Genomic DNA, 18,052 nt, shown 5'->3' on the forward strand with positions numbered 1-18,052 from the left:
CCCCCCCCCCCCCCCCCCCCCCCCCCCCCCCCCCCCCCCCCCCCCCCCCCCCCCCCCCCCCCCCCCCCCCCCCCCCCTCCCCCCCCCCCCCCCCCCCCCCCCCCCCCCCCCCCCCCCCAACCCGGCTCCTACAGGTTGTGGGGTCAGTCCAGCATCGGCACATGTTTGGGGTGGTTGGCAACGCGGGCCAGCCACGCCTGCACACCCGGGTAAGCGTCCAGATCAAAACCACCTTCATGGGCCACGTGGGTGTAGGCATACAACGCCACGTCCGCAATGGAGAACTGCTCGCCCACCAGGTACGGCGTCAGTTGCAGCTGGCGCTCCATGACTTTCAGCGCCTTGTAGCCGCCTTTGTGCAGCTTCTTGTATTCCTCGAGGCGGTCTTCCGGCAGCCCCAGGTAAAACTGAATGAAGCGCGCCACCGCGATGTACGGCTCATGGCTGTACTGCTCGAAGAACTGCCATTGCAAAACCTGGGTGCGCAGGCGCGGCTCGCTGGGCAGGAACTCGCTTCCATCGGCCAGGAAGTTGAGGATCGCGTTGGATTCCCACAGGCACGTGCCGTCTTCCAGCTCCAGCACCGGGATCTTGCCATTGGGGTTCTTGGCCAGGAACTCAGGGGTCTGGGTGTCGCCCTTGAGGATATCGACATCGATCCATTGATACGGGATGCCCAGCAGGTTGAGCATCAATTTGATCTTGTAGCAGTTGCCCGACTTGTAATCGCCATAAACCTTGTACATGAGGCTCCCCTTATGCCGCTTGCGCGTGCTGTGCTTGACGGACCACTGCGGCCAAACGCTTGAGACCTTCGTCCAGGCGGGCCGGGTCGATATGACTGAAATTGAGTCGCAGCGAACCATGGTGCTGATCCGGCTCGGAAAAGAACGGTTCACCGGGCATGAACGCGACGTCCTGATCGAGCGATGGAGCCAACAAAGTGCGGGTATCCAGCGGCTGTTTCAAGGTCAACCAGAAGAATAATCCGCCCTGGGGCACTTGCCAGTCGGCCAGGTCCGCAAAGTGACGTTCCAATGCCACTTGGAATGCATCGCGGCGTTCACGGTAAAAGCTGCGCAGTTCCACCCGATGCTGCTGGTATTTTTCACTGCCGATCCACTGCATCGCCTGCCATTGGCCCACACGATTGGTGTGCAGGTCTGCCGACTGCTTGAGCTTGAGCAGATGCGGGAACAGATCCGGGCTGGCGATCAGGTAACCGACGCGCAGGCCCGGCAACAGGGTCTTGGACACGGTGCCGGTGTAGATCCAGCTGGCTTTTTTCAGGCGCCCGGCGATGGGTTTGGCGCTGCCGCCGTCGAAGGTCAGCTCGCGGTAAGGCTCGTCTTCGATCAGCGTCACACCAAACTCATCGAGCATCGCTGCGACCGCCGCGCGCTTGGCCTCGCTGTAACGCACGGCCGAAGGGTTCTGGAAGGTCGGGATCAGGTAGATGAACGCCGGGCGATGGCGCTCAAGCCTGGCACGCAAGGCCGCCAGGTCGGGACCATCGGCTTCCAACGGCACCGTGAGGCAGTCGGCGCCGAATAGCTGGAAGATTTGCAGCGCGGCCAGGTAGGTCGGGCCTTCCAGCAGGATCGGCGTGCCCTTGTCGATGTACAGCTTGGCCGCCAGGTCGAGGGTTTGCTGGGAACCACTGACCACCAGCACCTGGCTGGCCTGGCACGGCACACCCAGGGCGCGCGCCTCGGCGGCGAGCAATTCGCGCAGTTGCGGTTCGCCTTCGCTCATGCCGTATTGGCCGATGTTCAACGGCATATCGTCCCAGTTCAGCGCCGGCAACATGGCCTCGGCCGGCAGGCCGCCGGCAAACGACATCACTTCCGGGCGCTGGGCAGCCGCGAGGATTTCACGGATCAAGGAGCTTTTGAGGCGCGTAACACGTTCAGAGAAGGCCATAAGGTCACCGCTAGCGAAGCCTGTGGGAAATACGTCAAACTGGTTGACCGAAATTACGACGACTTCAACGGATACGTCAATATGCTTGACCTTAAAAATCCCGCCAGCCAGCAAGAAGCCATGGAAGCGTTCTTCTTCGGCTACCAGGCCTTTACCGCCAAGGCCGATGAAATGCTCGAGCGCCGCGGCCTGAGCCGAGTACACCAGCGCATCGTGTTTTTTATCGCGCGTTACCCGGCCTTGAGCGTCAAGGAGTTGCTGGAATTGCTTGGCGTGAGCAAGCAGGCGCTGAACATTCCGCTACGCCAATTGCAGGAAATGCACTTGGTCGACAGCGTCGCGTCCGAGACCGACAAGCGCAAACGCCTGCTGCAATTGAGTGAGGAAGGCGTGCGCCTGGAGCAATCGCTGCGGCGTGAGCAGGTGAAGTTGTTGCAGCGGGCCTTCAGTGATGCCGGTGAAGAGGCCGTCAGCGGCTGGCTGGCGGTTAATCAAGCGCTGTGTGCCCCCCGTAATGTGTAACGGTCGTCAACGGAGGCCATTCATCTGCCGCACTGAAAACATTATTTGCTTTATTTGTATACAAAAGCATAATCCACATCGAGCGAGTTCTTGACCTATTGGTCAACAAAACTTGCCAACACCTCAAAGCGCTGTTGCCCACATCTGTGACCGGCGCTGGAAATAACAATAAAACTCTTGAGGAGTACTCGCTGTGGAAAGCCGCAAATCCGAAGCCCCGACGCTGGACATCGCCCCGCCCAACAACAGCTGGTTAGAACGCCTGTTCAAACTCAGCCTGCATGGCACCACAGTGAAGACCGAGCTGATCGCCGGCCTCACCACCTTCATCACCATGGCCTACATCATCTTCGTCAACCCCAACATCATGGCCGACGCTGGCATTGATCACGGCGCGGCGTTCGTCGCCACCTGCATCGCCGCCGCACTGGGTTGCCTGCTGATGGGCCTGTATGCCAACTGGCCCGTGGGCCTGGCGCCCGGCATGGGCCTGAACGCGTTTTTCACCTACACCGTGGTCGGCACCATGGGCTACCACTGGGAAACCGCGCTGGGTGCGGTGTTTATTTCCGGCGTGCTGTTCATGGGCCTGACGCTGTCGCGGGTGCGTGAATGGCTGCTCAACAGCATCCCGGTCAGCCTGCGCCATGCGATGGGCGCAGGGGTCGGTTTGTTCCTCGGCGTGATCGGCCTGAAAACCGCCGGCATCATCGTCGACAGCCCGGCGACCTTGATCAAGCTCGGCTCGCTGCACGAACCCGCACCGCTGCTGGCGGCCGTGTGCTTCCTGCTGATCGCCATCCTCAGCTACCACCGCGTGTTCGGCGCGATCCTCATCAGCATCATCGCCGTCACCCTCGCAGGCTGGGGGCTGGGCTTGGTGCACTACAACGGCATGGTCTCTACCCCACCGAGCCTGGCACCGACCTGGATGGCCATGGATGTAAAAGGTGTATTCAATATCAGCATGATCAGCGTGGTATTTGCCTTTCTTTTTGTACACATGTTTGACACTGCAGGTACACTGATGGGCGTCGCGCAGCGGGCAGGCCTGGTGAACGCCGATGGGCGCATCGACAACCTGTCCCGCGCCTTGAAAGCCGACAGTGCCTCCAGCGTGTTTGGTGCCATGGTCGGCGTGCCGCCGGTGACCAGCTACGTGGAAAGTGCTGCGGGTGTCGCGGCCGGTGGTCGTACCGGGCTCACCGCGGTGACCGTGGGCGTGCTGTTTGTGGCGGCGATGTTTTTCGCCCCGCTGGCCGGCATGATCCCGGCCTACGCCACCGCAGGTGCACTGATCTACGTGGCAATGCTGATGATGGCGAGCATGGCGCACATCAATTGGGATGAAGCCACCGACAGCATCCCGGCGATTGTCACCGCGATCATGATGCCGCTGACGTTCTCGGTGGCTGACGGTATCGCCTTGGGCTTCATCACGTACGTGGCGCTCAAGACCGGCACCGGCAAGTACCGCGAAATTTCCGTGAGCCTGTGGGTGCTGTGCGCGATCTTCATCGCCAAATTCATCTTTCTATAAAGGAGCAACGAATGAACCTTGAAACCTGGCTACTGTTCAGCGGCGCAGCATTGGTGGTGATCCTGATCCCGGGGCCACTGTCACTGCTGATGATCAGCAACAGTCTCAACTACGGCCTGCGCCGTTCGTATCCAGCGTTTCTCGGTGGGGTGTCTGCCTCTATTCTTCTGCTGAGCGCCTCGGCCCTGGGCCTGGGTGCCTTGCTGTTGGCGTCCGAACAACTGTTCAGCGCCTTGAAGATCGTCGGCGCGGTGTACCTGTTCTACCTCGCCTGGCAGAGCTGGCAGCAATCGCGACAACCGGCCAAAGCCGCAGAAGTCCCCTATAGCGCGCCGGTTCCACGCTTTCGTGCGCTGTTTGGGCGGGCCTTCGTTCTGGGTGCCAGCAACCCCAAGGACATCCTGTTTTTTGCGGCATTCCTGCCACAGTTTCTCCACAGTGAGCAGGCCTTTCTGCCGCAACTGCTGATCATGATCGCCACCTGGACCGTACTCGACCTGTTGTGCAAAGTGTTCTACGGCCTCAGCGCGCACGGCGCTGCACGTTATCTGCGCAGCGGCAAAGGCCAGGGCTGGTTCAATCGCGTGAGCGCGGCCTTGTTTGCAGGCGCCGGCGGTGCGGCTTTGCTGAGGGCTTGAGGCTACCAAACCGCGCAAAGAACACTGTAGGGGCCGTCGTGGGTGTCCATTGGATGCCCGCGATGATCTTGACCAACCTCCCTTCGTCCATGGCTTGCTTGATGGGCGCAAACGACGCGGCAAAATTCGATGTGGTCGCCCGGTGATTGAACCATTCGTCAGTCAGCTGCATGGCATGGGCGCCATAGAATTTGAAGCTGGCGGTATTGGCCCAGCGCGTGAGCACGAAATACAGGTTGTTGGACTGAGGGTGGGTACAGCTGAAATCCACGGTCGCGCCTGAGCCTGGTTTCTTTTCCACACGCTGTACGCTGAACCCCTGTTGTTCGAGAATATCCCGGACGGCGCCTTGCATCAGATGGGACCGTTGAATCAGGTTGTGCTGGGTGGGCGCTCGCAGATCAAGAGGCGGCGATTGGCGCAGGATGAAGTCCACCCGGTCAAACCCCGGCGTGGTCGACTCACGGCCAATGTAGAGTCTGGCACTGCTTGTACTGTGCAGGGGCCGCAACAACCTGAGCAGATCGTCGGTTTGCCCGTCTGCGTTTGGCATCCGCCACCGTTCCAGGGTCGCCTTCAGACGCAGCAGATGGGTAGCGGTCAGACGACGACTGGGGTCGGATAATTCCAGCAGACGCTCAATCAAAAACGTGCGACTGTTGGCCGTCATGCCAGGAAAGGCTCGCGCCAGGGACACCCGCAACGACTCGCTGAACACCGGGCGATGAAACGTCCAGCGCCCCTCCGCCCCCCACGTAGCCGGTATCGGTTGATCGAATGTCCCGGCTTCCAGCCAATAGGCAATGTCCAGTGACGCCGCGTGTTCCAGCGGGCGGTCACGGGTGATAAACACCACATCACGTGGCGACACCTGCGAACCATCTGGCAACAGCCGGTAGTGGCGAGCGTTATGCTGAAGCACCCTGTAGCCCTGCGCCGAGGGTGGTACGGACGCCTCGAAGATGCCGAGTTCAGGGATAGCCTCGGTCAAGGTCATGGGCGTGTTGATCGCCCAGGCATCGAAGGTCTTGGGCGCCGTGATCGTCTGAGACAGGCTCTGCTCAAGCCTCCCCACTGACGGCGGCAGCCACTCGCTGGTGTGCGACGCGGCAAACGGCCGCCATACCGCCGCACTCGGGCCGGGTTGTGGGGGTGGCAACGGCGCATCCGCGCCCAGCGCCCACTCGCGGCCCTCGCGGATATGCAGCACCAGCTCTCCCTCAGCTTCGCCGCCAGGGCTTTTCACCCGCCACACCTGCTCATCCCCGCGCCGGTATACCGGGTAATAGTGTTCGCCATCAGCCAGATGCAGCTCGCCGTTTTTAACGTACACGCCCTTGTTGCCCGGCCCGCTCAGGGGCACGGCGGCGTCGCTGGAAAAAGGTTTCTTGAAGCGCTCCAGCAACCTGACAGGACGCGGGGCTGACGACAACCGGCTCAACCCGAACCCCTGACGATGGAGCTGGCCAAGCCCCCTGCGCAGCCCCCCACTTGCACCGAGTCGGGAAAGCGGGAGAAATGACGTCACGACATCGATAAACGCCATCAGCGTGAGAAACACCACATCCACAAGGTCCTCGGGCTTGCCGCCGAGGTGGTAGCGCCCGGCAGCCAGCAACATTTCATACAGGCTGACTGCCGTGCCAATCACCGGAATGAAAGACAAAAGACCACGCACCGTGGCATCCGCCTGCTCGCCAAGGCGCAGCTCGCGGTAGCGCGCCAGCGTCGCACGGGTGTTGGCACTGGCGTGGGCTCGTTGCTGAATCTCCAGCATGCGCGCATGGGCGAACAGCGCCAGGGCATTACGGTGGGAGGTAGGCACGATCACCAGCCAGGCGCTCGGATCGGCCTCGATCTGTTCCTTGATTTGCTCCTCAATGACAGACAGCTCTGCGCCAGGCAGTTTGTGCTTGATCTTGAAGGTGCGCACCAGCCGTTTGATCGCCTCATAGACCACGAGGACGCCATAGCCGCGAATGGCCCCGGAACCGATGGCGGTCAACAGTACCGGGTGCTTTTGCCTCTGAACCGGTTGCCCGGGATAGCTGGCCAGGGCCTCCTCTTCCCAGCCAGGTGCGACCCGCTGCGCCAACGCCTTGATACTGTCCGCGGTGGCACCTGCCCGATTCAAATGTGCCTGGGCCTCGGCCTGGCTGCTGTATTCGGCGAGTACTGGGTACCCTGTGGCACCCGGCCAATACACCAGGCAACGCTGGGACAGGGTATCGGTGATGACCAGCACGCCGGCAATGTGTCGGTCATGCTCCAGCGTGTGGCCACACAAGCGCAGGAAACCTAGGCTGATGTGATCCGCTGCGCTGGCGGTCATCGCCAGATCGAACAGGTTTTTGCCCGGTACCGACAGCCCCTGGCGCAACGCCGAATACGCCTGCATCTGTGCCAGTTGCAAGGTCGCACGGTCGATCAGCCTGCGCGGGAGCGCGCTGGAGCCCGGCGCAAACGTACGCTGGATCAAACGATGGTACTGACCACCGAGGTCCAGTGCCGACAGGGTCTTGATCAGGTAGCGCGGATTCAGACGTTCTTTCCAGGCAGGCTGCAAATATCGCGCGCGATTCAGTCGCCATTTGGTCCATGGCGCCTCGGCATCAAGATTGTGCAACGCCAGGTCCAGAAGACTGAACGGGGTGCGCTGCGCACTGGAAATCATTTTGACATGACGGTCGCCGACCACGCACTGGCTCGACCAACCGCAGAGCTGGGCACTGACATCGTCCGGCATATCCAACAGAGGCTGGTCCACGTCCAGCTCAGGGTAAAAGCCATCCTGCTTCAGTTGGATCACCAGTCGCTCGCGTGCAAAGGTGTACAACGGCGGCAAGACCTGCCAAAGCCGATCCTCGAAGGCCAGGGCACTGGACACATAGCGCCGCTGCAAACGTCGGTAGCCCTGGCGCTGGGCGGCGGTGGCCGTGGCCAGCCAGGCCGGCTGGTTTTTCGCCTGTTCGGCGGCAAACCGGACAAAATCGATGTTGGCCAGCGCCAGGGTTCGTGCATCGTTGGACGGCACCTGCAGGTGCTCACGCAGTTCGGCAGCCAGCCATTGCTGGCCCAGGGCCGTGTCACTGACCTCACTGAACACTCGCTTGCCGGCCACCAGTTGTTTGCGCAACCGCGCATAGTGTTCAACCGATGCCTTGAAATCTTCCTGGAGCACATTATTTTCGGCGATGCTGTAGTCCACCACGGTCGGTGGGGTGAACGCCAAGCGTGCAGCGGTGCGCTCACCCCGCAGGATGCAGCGCCACAATACCGAGCCGTCATGGCTGGCAAAGCTGGCCCGAAGCCCTTGGGACAAGCCCTCCAGGTCATCGAATACCGCCGTTCCACCAAAGCCCCCCATCACCACCAGGATCACAGGCTGTACCTGTTTCGTTTCGATCACGGCCCTGGCGGTGGTGACCACGAATGCCCCCAGCAACCGGTAGCGCGAGCCGCCCTGGCTGCCGATTGCGATACGTAACACACGGGTGTCACTGCCCAGTCGCTGGCTGGCCAGTGGCTTGTTGAGCACCTCCAGCAACCGGTCCAGGTGGGTCTGCTTGATTATTCCAAGGCTGTGGTCAAGCTGCGCATCCAGGCGCAACGCCAGGCGCTGGGCATTCAGTACCCGCGTGGCGCGTTTGTGGTTGTCGTCGAGCCGTTCAAGCCAGAACGCCACGTCGAACAGACGCCCATCCTCGGCCTGGGTCAACTGCCCGATGATCTGCGCCTGGGCCTCACGCTGTTCTTCACGCTCTGCAAACGCTCGGTAGTCCGTATCGCCACCAGGCGTCTGGAGCAACGCCTCCATGCCACTTTCGTGACGTTGCACCTGACGCTCGCAGGCGCTGCGCGGCAGGTCGGCCGACAGCCGAGAGAATACGATTTCTGCCTCGCGACGCTGGCGGTCCCATTCCAGCAAAGCGTCCAGAACCGTCTCGAATGGCAGGCCATTACCCAGGCGCTTGCGACCCTTTTCGATGACCCGCAGCAGGCGCGCGAGCCGTCGGCTTGGTAAAGGGCCCTCAGGCGCAGTCGGCGCGGCGTAATGAAGGGACAGCACGCAGCCCCATTCATTATTCCATTGTTCCTCCAGCAAGACCTGCGCACTGTGGGCCAATGCGTCTCTTGTGAGTACTTTCCCCACAGGCATCTGCGCAGGCGCCTGACGTCGCAGTGGCAGGTACTGCCACCATTGCCCCAATAACGACCGGTGTACAAGCTCAGGTAATTGCTCCTGCATCCGGTGCCCTGAACTGAACTCATGAAAACCCTGCGACAACCCCGGCAGGTAAATGACCTGTGGCCCGTCGACCCCCCCTTCCCGGCCAATGTGCAAGGCACCTGGAATCACCAGAACCCCGTGTTCGGCATGGGGCCACGGGACTGTCGCCACACAGACTGTCGCCCAGGCACCGCCCGCGCGCTGGCGGGTTTCTGTGTCGGGGGCGTCGATCAGTTGCTCAAGCATCGCGAAACCGGCATCCGACACCTGGAACAACTGATGCGCCAAGAAGGCCTGGTCGGCAAACAACGCCTTGCGCAAATCGACCCAGCGCTCCCGGCGCGAAAGCCAAGTGCCAGGGGCCAGTTGCTGCCAGTAGTCCGCCGCGGCGCTATTGACACGCGCCAACAGCTGCAACTGGCGAACACGCTCCAATGCCTGCCAGGCATTGAATGCCGGCACGTTCGCCGACTGGCCTTGCACGCTCAAGGCAGTGAAATGGTGCAGGTTGATCGGCACGCCGGGGTTACTGAACAAAGCCAGCGCCCGATCGGTCAAGCTGTTGACGTGAAGGGCCGGCCGGGGCGGTGGCGGTTCGCTGAATAGCAGGGTGTCCGGGTCCAGGCCAAATGCTTGGTGCAAGGCGTGCCGGATGAAGGACAGAATGCGCGGTGCGCGTCCCGCCAGGTTCGCCAGCTGTTTCGCGTTGCGTACACTCCGCTCATGGGCGGCATGAATCTGGTTGATCGTACGGCTGGGCTCGCGCGCACTATTGATCCGCCGTGTCAGCAGCGCGCGAATCGCCGTCAGGTGCTGTTCCCGGGTCACGGCGGGGTCATCAAAGTCGAGGGCTGACGAGATAGGATCAGGTGTGTCTAGGCTCATGACGGCATCTTCAAGGCTGAAACACCCGAGCCTAGGCACTCCCCCCTTTGCCGGTGCGCTACATAGTTGGCAGACGAAAAAAAGCCCGCAGTGTGGGCGGGCAAAAATCCAACGAAGAGCTTTGGGGGTGTGAAGCGAGGTGACGCTAGCTACCGCGATAGGTGGAGTAGCTGTAGGGCGAAATCAGTAACGGGACATGGTAGTGATCCTGTTCGGCGCTGATGCCGAAGCGCAGCACCACCACATCCAGGAAAGCCGGTTCAGGCAATTGCACGCCACGGGCGCGGTAGTAGTCGCCGGCGCTGAACTGCAGCTGGTAGACGCCGCTGCGGTAGTCATCACCTTGCAGCAGGGGCGCGTCGCAGCGACCGTCGTTGTTGGTCAGGGCGGTGGCAACCAGTTCCAGTTGCGCGCCTTCGACGCGGTACAGCTCAACCTTGATGGCGCTGCCGGGGCAGCCGTGTGCAGCGTCCAAAACGTGTGTGGTCAAACGTCCCATGGCGTCTACGCGCCTCCTTAAGCCAGTAGAAGAAAGATTCGCACTTTTTCAGGGCATTGAAAAAGCCGGCGATGACTGATTAAGACACTTTTTAAAAAAATTGTACACAATAAATTCAACAAATTACCGGAGCGCCATTCAAACCTGGTTGCCGACGCGGGTGGTGTACCTGATAGACCCTTGGGAGGCAATCGCCGGCAAGCCGGCTCCTACAAATCAGTGTTGTGTAGAAAGATTTTGTGGTTTAGCTGACCAAGCAGGCAAGTTTCTTGCAGTGCCTTTGAGTGGGGTGTGACAGAAAAAATGCGGAAATGCAGGCTTACAAAGTTGGCAATAAGTTGTATACAATCACTCATCGCTGTGACGCCACCCAGTCATTTCACTGCCCGGCCGCCACATGAATGATCACGAACAAGAAGGAAGACTGCAGTGAGCGCTGACTACCCACGCGACCTGATCGGTTACGGCAGTAACCCTCCTCACCCCCACTGGCCGGGCAAGGCACGCGTTGCGCTGTCTTTCGTACTCAATTACGAAGAAGGCGGCGAACGCAATATTTTGCACGGTGACAAAGAGTCCGAAGCCTTCCTTTCGGAAATGGTCTCGGCCCAGCCGCTGCAAGGCGCGCGCAACATGAGCATGGAATCGCTGTACGAATACGGCAGCCGTGCCGGCGTGTGGCGCATCCTCAAGCTGTTCAAAGCATTCGATATCCCGCTGACCATCTTCGCCGTGGCCATGGCCGCCCAGCGTCACCCGGACGTGATCCGCGCGATGGTCGAAGCCGGCCACGAGATTTGCAGCCACGGCTACCGCTGGATCGACTACCAGTACATGGACGAGGCCCAGGAGCGCGAGCACATGCTCGAAGCCATCCGCATCCTCACCGAACTGACCGGCGAACGCCCACTGGGCTGGTACACCGGCCGCACCGGCCCCAACACGCGCCGGCTGGTGATGGAGGAAGGAGGCTTCCTTTACGATTGCGACACCTACGACGACGACCTGCCCTACTGGGAGCCCAACAACCCTACTGGCAAGCCGCACCTGGTGATCCCTTACACCCTGGACACCAACGACATGCGCTTCACCCAGGTGCAGGGCTTCAACAAGGGCGACGACTTCTTCGAGTACCTCAAGGACGCGTTCGACGTGCTCTACGCTGAAGGCGCCGAGGCACCGAAGATGCTCTCCATCGGCCTGCACTGCCGCCTGATCGGCCGCCCGGCGCGCCTGGCATCGTTGAAGCGTTTTATTGAATACGTCAAAGGTCACGAGCACGTCTGGTTCACTCGCCGAGTGGACATTGCCCGTCACTGGCACGAAACCCACCCGTACACGGGAGCGGCGAAATGACTGCGTTCCACACGCTTAAACCCTCGACCTTGAGCCGCGACGCATTCGTCCAGGCCTTCGCCGACATCTACGAACACTCGCCATGGGTGGCCGAAAAGGCCTTTGACCTGGGCCAGGACCCTTCGATCGACGAGATCGAAACCCTGCACCAACGCATGAGCGACATCCTGTTGAGCGCCGATCACACCAGTCAGCTGGCCCTGATCAACGCTCACCCGGACCTGGCGGGCAAAGCGGCCGTCCAGGGCCAACTGACCCAAGCCAGCACCGATGAACAGGCTGGCGCGGGGATTCACCAATGCACGGCCGAAGAGTTTTCTCGCTTCACCGAGCTGAACGATGCCTACAAGGCCAAGTTCAAGTTTCCCTTCATCATGGCGGTAAAAGGCAGCAACCGGCATCAGATCCTTGCCGCGTTCGAAACGCGCATTCACAACTCGGTCGACACCGAGTTCAAATGCGCACTGGCCGAGATCAACAAGATCGCGTTGTTCCGTTTACTGACTCTTTAAGCAACCCTCGCCCGAGTGTTCATGAGCACCCAGGGCCTGGTGAGCATCCCAAGCCACTCTATTTAAGGCAGACAAGAAGAATGAAAGCTTACGCCGTACCTTTCGAGAAGTTCGTCAACCTCGCCGACGCCCGCCTGGGCACCAAGATCATCTCCGTGACCGATGACTGGTTTGCCGACGCCAACCGCCTGTTCCAGCCGACCCCGGCCGTGTGGAAGGAGGGCGTTTTCGATGACAACGGCAAGTGGATGGACGGCTGGGAATCGCGCCGCAAGCGCTTCGAAGGCTACGACAGCGCCGTGATCCGCCTGGGCGTACCGGGCTCGATCAAAGGCGTGGACATCGACACTTCATTCTTCACCGGCAACTTCCCGCCGTCGGCCTCCCTGGAAGCCTGCTTCCTGGCCTCGGGCGAGCCAGACGCCAACACCCAGTGGGTGGAAGTGCTGTCGGCCGTCGAGCTGCAAGGCAACAGCCACCACTACCACGAGATCAACAACGACCAGGCGTTCAGCCACCTGCGTTTCAACATCTACCCGGATGGCGGCGTGGCCCGTCTGCGTGTGTACGGTGTGCCGTTCCGCGACTGGTCCTCGGTGGGCGACAACGAACAGGTCGACCTGGCGGCTGCATTGAACGGCGGCCGTGCCCTGGCGTGCTCCGACGAACACTTCGGCCGCATGAGCAACATCCTCAACCCGGGCCGTGGCATCAACATGGGCGACGGCTGGGAAACCGCACGTCGTCGCACGCCTGGCAATGACTGGGTGATCGTCGCCCTGGGCCACCCGGGCGAGATCGAGAAGATCATCGTCGACACCCTGCACTTCAAGGGCAACTACCCGGACACTTGCTCAATCCAGGGCGCGTTCGTGAAGGGCGGCACCGACAGCCAGATCGAAACCCAATCGCTGTTCTGGCGCGAACTGCTGCCGGCGCAGAAACTGGAAATGCACGCTGAACACACCTTCGCCGAGCAGATCAAGGCGCTGGGCCCCATCACCCACATCCGCCTGAACGTGTTCCCGGATGGGGGTGTGAGCCGCCTGCGTGTACTCGGCAAAGTCGCCAAGTAAGCGGTGAACCCAATCGCGGGTAAACCCGCTCCCACATTTGGAATGCATTCTCCTGTGGGAGCTGGCTTGCCTGCGATGACGATAGATCAAACAACACAGAATTCGGATAAGAAGACAGCCATGCGCACACTCGTGATCGAACCCCTGACCAAAGAAGCCTTCGCCCCTTTCGGAGACGTTATCGAAACCGATGGCAGCGATCACTTCATGATCAACAACGGGTCGACCATGCGCTTCCATAAACTGGCCACGGTGGAAACCGCCAAGCCTGAGGACAATGCGATCATCAGCATCTTCCGCGCCGACGCGCAGGACATGCCACTGACCGTGTGCATGCTGGAACGACACCCGCTGGGCAGCCAGGCTTTCATTCCGCTGCTCGGCAACCCCTTTCTGATCGTGGTCGCGCCACTTGGCGATGAACCTGTATCGGGCTTGGTCCGCGCCTTCGTTACCAACGGCAGGCAGGGCATTAATTACCATCGCGGCGTCTGGCACCACCCGGTGCTGACGATCGAAAAGCGGGATGACTTCCTGGTGGTTGATCGCAGTGGCACAGGCAATAACTGCGATGAGCATTTTTTCAAAGAGGATGAGCGGTTGATCCTCGCCCCCCACCAATAAGAGAAGGTCTGATCACCCGACAACAAGGGTGACAGGCGAGAGGTAAAGACTGTGGAAGCACATCTGTTGGAATGGCTGAACCTGAGCGTGCGCTGGGTTCACATGATCACTGGCGTCGCGTGGATCGGCGCTTCCTTCTATTTCGTCTGGCTGGAAAACAACCTCAATCGCGTCAACCCCAAGGACGGCCTGGCCGGTGACTTGTGGGCGATCCACGGTGGCGGTATCTACCACCTGGAAAAATACAAACTGGCCCCGCCGACCATGCCGGACAACCTGCACTGGTTCAAATGGGAAGCCTATTTCACCTGGATGTCGGGGATCGCACTGCTGTGCGTGGTGTTCTACTCCAACCCCACCCTGTATCTGCTCGCCCCGGGCAGCAGCCTCAGTGGGCCTGAAGGCGTATTGCTGGGCATCGGCTCGCTGTTCGCCGGCTGGTTCATCTACTCCTTCCTGTGCGACTCGGCCCTGGGCAAACGCCCTGCCCTGCTCGGCTTCATCCTGTTTGTGCTGTTGATTGCGGCGGCCTATGGCTTCAGCAAGGTGTTCAGCGGCCGTGGCGCCTACCTGCACGTGGGTGCGGTGATCGGCACCATCATGGTGGGCAACGTGTTCCGCATCATCATGCCGGCGCAACGCGCCCTGGTGGCGGCGATCGCCGAGAACCGCACGCCAGACCCGGCGCTGCCGGCCAAAGGCTTGCTGCGTTCGCGTCACAACAACTACTTCACCCTGCCGGTGCTGTTCATCATGATCAGCAACCACTTCCCGAGTACCTACGGCAGCCAGTACAACTGGCTGATCCTGGCCGGTATCGCCGTGGCTGCGGTGTTGGTGCGTCACTACTTCAACACCCGTCATGACAGCCAGAAATATGCGTGGACGTTGCCCGTCGGCGCGTTGGCGATGATTTGCCTGGCCTACGTGACCGGCCCGAAACCGGTGTCGACCGCACCGGACGTGGCCAAGGCACCTGCCGCCATCGAGTACCAACCGCTGCCGGAAACGGCGTTGGGTGGTGGCTTGAAACCGGCCGCTCCCGCCGCACCTGCCGAACCGGCTGCTGCCCCCGCTGCCCCGGCCCAGGCCACGATTGATTTCGACAAGGTGCACGGTGTGATCCAGGAACGCTGCGCCGTGTGCCACTCGGCCAAGCCGACCAGCCCGCTGTTCAGCACCGCGCCGGCCGGGGTGATGTTCGACACCCCGGCGCAGATCCAGCAGCAGGCGGCGCGCATTCAAGCGCAGGCCGTGGCCAGCCAGATCATGCCGCTGGGCAACATCACCCAGATGACCCAGCAGGAGCGGGATTTGATTGGCACCTGGATCAACCAGGGGGCGCGTACCAATTAATTGATCCACGCAGATCCAATGTTGGAGCGGGTTTGTGTGGGAGCTGGCTTGCCTGCGATGCAGGCACCTCGGTGCATCAGGTGTACCGAGGTGATGCTATCGCAGGCAAGCCAGCTCCCACATAAAACAGCTCCCACAGTTGGCACCGTGCAAGTTTGAAGATTGAGTTCCACCCGGCAATTGAATGCCAAACAACACAACAATAAAAAAGATCCGAGGTGTTGCATGACCGAGTTAGCCGAACCGCAGATTCCTGCCGCGCCCGCCATGGTGCGGCTGCCCCTCTTGCAACTGATTCTGGTAGGCCTGCAACACGTCTTGCTGATGTACGGCGGCGCCGTCGCCGTGCCCCTGATTATTGGCCAGGCCGCAGGTCTGAGCCGTGAAGAAATCGCTTTCCTGATCAACGCCGACCTGCTCGTGGCCGGCATCGCCACCATGGTGCAGTCGTTCGGCATCGGCCCGGTGGGCATTCGCATGCCGGTGATGATGGGCGCCAGTTTCGCCGCCGTCGGCAGCATGGTGGCCATGGCCGGCATGCCCGGCATCGGCCTGCAGGGGATCTTCGGCGCGACCATCGCCGCCGGGTTCTTCGGTATGTTGATCGCACCGTTCATGTCCAAGGTGGTGCGCTTCTTTCCACCATTGGTGACTGGCACGGTGATTACCGCCATCGGCCTGTCGTTGTTTCCAGTGGCCGTCAACTGGGCGGGCGGCGGCAGCGCGGCTGCCACCTTCGGCTCGCCGATCTACCTGGCCATTGCCGCACTGGTACTGGCCACCATCCTGCTGATCAACCGTTTCATGCGCGGCTTCTGGGTGAATATCTCGGTGCTGATCGGTATGGGCCTGGGCTACGCTCTGTGCGGTGCGCTCGGCATGGTTGACCTCAGCGGCCTGGCGATGGCGCCCTGGGTGCAAGTAGTGACGCCGCTGCACTTCGGCATGCCCAAGTTCGAGCTGGCCCCCATCCTGTCGATGTGCCTGGTGGTGGTGATCATCTTCGTCGAGTCCACCGGGATGTTCCTGGCGCTGGGCAAGATCACCGGCCAGGACGTGACGCCGAAGATGCTGCGCCGTGGCCTGCTGTGCGATGCCGGCGCGTCGTTCTTCGCCGGTTTTTTCAACACTTTCACCCATTCCTCGTTCGCCCAGAACATCGGCCTGGTGCAGATGACCGGCGTGCGTTGCCGCTCGGTGACGATCATGGCCGGGGTGTTCCTTATCGTACTGAGCCTGCTGCCCAAGGCGGCCTACCTGGTCGCGTCGATTCCACCGGCGGTGCTGGGCGGCGCGGCGATTGCGATGTTCGGCATGGTAGCGGCCACCGGGATCAAGATCCTGCAAGAAGCCGACATCGCCGACCGCCGCAACCAGTTGCTGGTGGCGGTGAGCATCGGCATGGGCCTGATCCCCGTGGTACGCCCGGAATTCTTCGCGCAGCTGCCGCTGTGGATGAGCCCGATTACCCACAGTGGCATCGCCATGGCCACCCTCAGCGCGTTGTCGCTGAATATCCTGTTCAACATTCTCGGTGGTTCTGAACGACCTGCCGTTGCCCACACGCATTGATTCCTTCGTTCGCACAAAAACAATAACGAAACGGGAAGACAAGCATGCATACCCCCCACCTGGGGCCGGCCACAAGCCGCGCCCCATTCTCGCCCCACGCGCTCTGTTACAGCGCACTTGAGCCCAGGCCTGGGAGCCAGTATTCTCCGCGCCCGCTCGAATCGACTCAAAAAAAAACAGCAGATGTAAAAGCTGACTGCAGGGCCAACTTATCCCGGCCTGTTGTCTGCGGCCAACCTACGCAAAAAGTCCTCCGGATCGACTGCATCTCATGCAGCCGACGGGGATTTTTTGGCTTTTTAAATACCTTGGCGCAGGTCTTGCTAAAAGCACTAAAGCTGACCAAACAGACGATTTTTGCAGCGAACCAAAAGGCGCCACATCAGAGCGCCTGCGTAGAAGAAAAACCATAAAACTTTAACTCGGGAGCAACCGAATGAAACCTATGTTCAAAGGCCTGATGCTGGCGGGATCCCTGCTGGCCGGTGGCCAAGCCGTGGCCGGTGACTTGTTGCAGTGGCAGAACAACAGCCTGACTTACTTGTGGGGCAAGAACTTCACCGTCAACCCGCAGATCCAACAGACCGTTACGTTCGAACATGCTGATGCCTGGAAATACGGCGACAACTTCCTGTTCGTCGACCGCATCTTTTACAACGGCAAGGAAGACGGCAACGTTGGCCCAAGTACGTACTACGGCGAGTTCAGCCCACGCCTTTCGTTCGGCAAGATTTTCGATAAGGACCTGTCGTTTGGCCCAATCAAAGATGTGCTGCTGGCGTTCACCTACGAGTTCGGCGAAGGTGACAATGAGTCGTACCTGGTAGGCCCGGGTTTTGACTTGAACGTCCCGGGTTTCGACTACTTCCAGTTGAACTTCTACCAGCGCCAGACCGAAGGCAATCGCCCGGGTGACAACGTTTGGCAGATCACGCCTGTGTGGTCCTACACCATTCCGGTGGGCGACTCCAACGTGCTGATCGACGGCTTCATGGACTGGGTCGTGGATAACGACAAGACGTCCCGTGGCACCTACCACGCCAACCTGCACTTCAACCCACAGATCAAATATGACTTGGGCAAGGCGCTGCATTGGGGTGACAAGAAGTTGTACGTGGGTATCGAGTATGACTACTGGAAGAACAAGTACGGGATCGAAGATTCGGGCGCATTCAAGACCAACCAGGACACCGCGAGCCTGCTGGTCAAATACCACTTCTAAAGGCTGACCACACCCGCCTCCTGTGGGGGGGGGGGGGGGGGGGGGGGGGGGGGGGGGGGGGGGGGGGGGGGGGGGGGGGGGGGGGGGGGGGGGGGG

14 protein-coding genes are annotated in these 18,052 nt (G+C 60.9%); 10 read left to right on the top strand and 4 right to left on the bottom strand.

The genetic code is table 11. From position 1 onward, the window contains the following. Positions 1-143 precede the first annotated feature (143 nt). Entirely contained in the window at positions 144-746 is a 603-nt protein-coding gene (locus tag AC07OV_RS29680) for a glutathione S-transferase family protein (protein WP_494998877.1), read from the bottom strand. A gap of 10 nt (positions 747-756) precedes the next feature. Continuing rightward, positions 757-1,923: an aminotransferase-like domain-containing protein gene (locus tag AC07OV_RS29685; RefSeq protein ID WP_495093553.1), complete on the bottom strand. Its 1,167-nt coding sequence runs from the start codon at positions 1,921-1,923 to the stop codon at positions 757-759. A gap of 81 nt (positions 1,924-2,004) precedes the next feature. On the opposite strand from AC07OV_RS29685, the gene AC07OV_RS29690 reads away from it, so the two are divergent. The 3 genes from AC07OV_RS29690 to AC07OV_RS29700 all read left to right on the top strand — a co-directional run bounded on the left by AC07OV_RS29690 (position 2,005) and on the right by AC07OV_RS29700 (position 4,623). Beyond that, complete coding sequence (locus tag AC07OV_RS29690; protein WP_495093554.1) at positions 2,005-2,445, top strand: MarR family winged helix-turn-helix transcriptional regulator; 441 nt, start codon at positions 2,005-2,007, stop codon at positions 2,443-2,445. A gap of 193 nt (positions 2,446-2,638) precedes the next feature. Then, positions 2,639-3,985, top strand: coding sequence for an NCS2 family permease (locus AC07OV_RS29695; RefSeq protein ID WP_495093555.1), 1,347 nt, complete (start codon positions 2,639-2,641; stop codon positions 3,983-3,985). Between the two features lie 11 nt (positions 3,986-3,996). Further along, entirely contained in the window at positions 3,997-4,623 is a 627-nt protein-coding gene (locus AC07OV_RS29700) for a LysE family translocator (protein ID WP_494998879.1), read from the top strand. Here the strand turns inward: AC07OV_RS29700 and AC07OV_RS29705 are convergent. Both AC07OV_RS29705 and uraH read right to left on the bottom strand, forming a co-directional pair. After that, entirely contained in the window at positions 4,562-9,739 is a 5,178-nt protein-coding gene (locus AC07OV_RS29705) for a dermonecrotic toxin domain-containing protein (RefSeq protein WP_495093556.1), read from the bottom strand. The two genes, AC07OV_RS29700 and AC07OV_RS29705, sit on opposite strands and share 62 nt — an antisense overlap. A gap of 145 nt (positions 9,740-9,884) precedes the next feature. Then, positions 9,885-10,238 carry a hydroxyisourate hydrolase gene (gene uraH / locus AC07OV_RS29710; protein ID WP_176998062.1) on the bottom strand — a complete coding sequence of 118 codons (354 nt, stop codon included), beginning with the start codon at positions 10,236-10,238 and terminating at the stop codon, positions 9,885-9,887. A 429-nt stretch (positions 10,239-10,667) separates the two neighbouring features. Here uraH and puuE point away from each other — a divergent pair, with 429 nt between their 5' ends. From puuE to AC07OV_RS29745, 7 genes are all read left to right on the top strand, one after another. Beyond that, positions 10,668-11,594 (top strand): allantoinase PuuE, encoded by a 927-nt coding sequence (gene puuE / locus AC07OV_RS29715; protein WP_494998881.1) that lies wholly within the window; start codon positions 10,668-10,670, stop codon positions 11,592-11,594. Next, entirely contained in the window at positions 11,591-12,106 is a 516-nt protein-coding gene (gene uraD, locus AC07OV_RS29720) for a 2-oxo-4-hydroxy-4-carboxy-5-ureidoimidazoline decarboxylase (RefSeq protein ID WP_176998060.1), read from the top strand. The genes puuE and uraD overlap by 4 nt, the downstream gene beginning before the upstream one ends. An 80-nt stretch (positions 12,107-12,186) precedes the next feature. Further along, the gene (gene alc, locus AC07OV_RS29725) at positions 12,187-13,182 is read left to right on the top strand and encodes an allantoicase (RefSeq protein ID WP_056786303.1); all 996 of its coding nucleotides are present in this window, start codon (positions 12,187-12,189) and stop codon (positions 13,180-13,182) included. Between the two features lie 120 nt (positions 13,183-13,302). Continuing rightward, on the top strand, positions 13,303-13,806 hold the full coding sequence (locus tag AC07OV_RS29730; protein WP_016976354.1) for an ureidoglycolate lyase: 504 nt from the start codon (positions 13,303-13,305) through the stop codon (positions 13,804-13,806). 51 nt (positions 13,807-13,857) lie between these two features. Further along, complete coding sequence (locus tag AC07OV_RS29735) at positions 13,858-15,162, top strand: urate hydroxylase PuuD (RefSeq protein WP_457406417.1); 1,305 nt, start codon at positions 13,858-13,860, stop codon at positions 15,160-15,162. A 225-nt stretch (positions 15,163-15,387) separates the two neighbouring features. Continuing rightward, positions 15,388-16,734 (top strand): nucleobase:cation symporter-2 family protein, encoded by a 1,347-nt coding sequence (locus AC07OV_RS29740; protein WP_176998058.1) that lies wholly within the window; start codon positions 15,388-15,390, stop codon positions 16,732-16,734. Positions 16,735-17,170: 436 nt separating this feature from the next. After that, a complete protein-coding gene (locus AC07OV_RS29745; RefSeq protein WP_495093557.1) occupies positions 17,171-17,956 on the top strand; it encodes an outer membrane protein OmpK in 786 nt (261 codons plus the stop codon). Positions 17,957-18,052: the final 96 nt, after the last annotated feature.

The organism is Pseudomonas sp. GW821-FHT09A09, assembly GCF_059418405.1.

Coding starts and splice junctions, on each gene's coding strand:
- uraD (WP_176998060.1), top strand. CDS start 11,591: ATGACTGCGTTCCACACGCTTAAACCCTCGACCTTGAGCCGCGACGCA.
- AC07OV_RS29745 (WP_495093557.1), top strand. CDS start 17,171: ATGAAACCTATGTTCAAAGGCCTGATGCTGGCGGGATCCCTGCTGGCC.
- uraH (WP_176998062.1), bottom strand. CDS start 10,238: ATGGGACGTTTGACCACACACGTTTTGGACGCTGCACACGGCTGCCCC.
- AC07OV_RS29690 (WP_495093554.1), top strand. CDS start 2,005: ATGCTTGACCTTAAAAATCCCGCCAGCCAGCAAGAAGCCATGGAAGCG.
- AC07OV_RS29685 (WP_495093553.1), bottom strand. CDS start 1,923: ATGGCCTTCTCTGAACGTGTTACGCGCCTCAAAAGCTCCTTGATCCGT.
- AC07OV_RS29730 (WP_016976354.1), top strand. CDS start 13,303: ATGCGCACACTCGTGATCGAACCCCTGACCAAAGAAGCCTTCGCCCCT.
- AC07OV_RS29700 (WP_494998879.1), top strand. CDS start 3,997: ATGAACCTTGAAACCTGGCTACTGTTCAGCGGCGCAGCATTGGTGGTG.
- alc (WP_056786303.1), top strand. CDS start 12,187: ATGAAAGCTTACGCCGTACCTTTCGAGAAGTTCGTCAACCTCGCCGAC.
- AC07OV_RS29680 (WP_494998877.1), bottom strand. CDS start 746: ATGTACAAGGTTTATGGCGATTACAAGTCGGGCAACTGCTACAAGATC.
- AC07OV_RS29705 (WP_495093556.1), bottom strand. CDS start 9,739: ATGAGCCTAGACACACCTGATCCTATCTCGTCAGCCCTCGACTTTGAT.
- AC07OV_RS29740 (WP_176998058.1), top strand. CDS start 15,388: ATGACCGAGTTAGCCGAACCGCAGATTCCTGCCGCGCCCGCCATGGTG.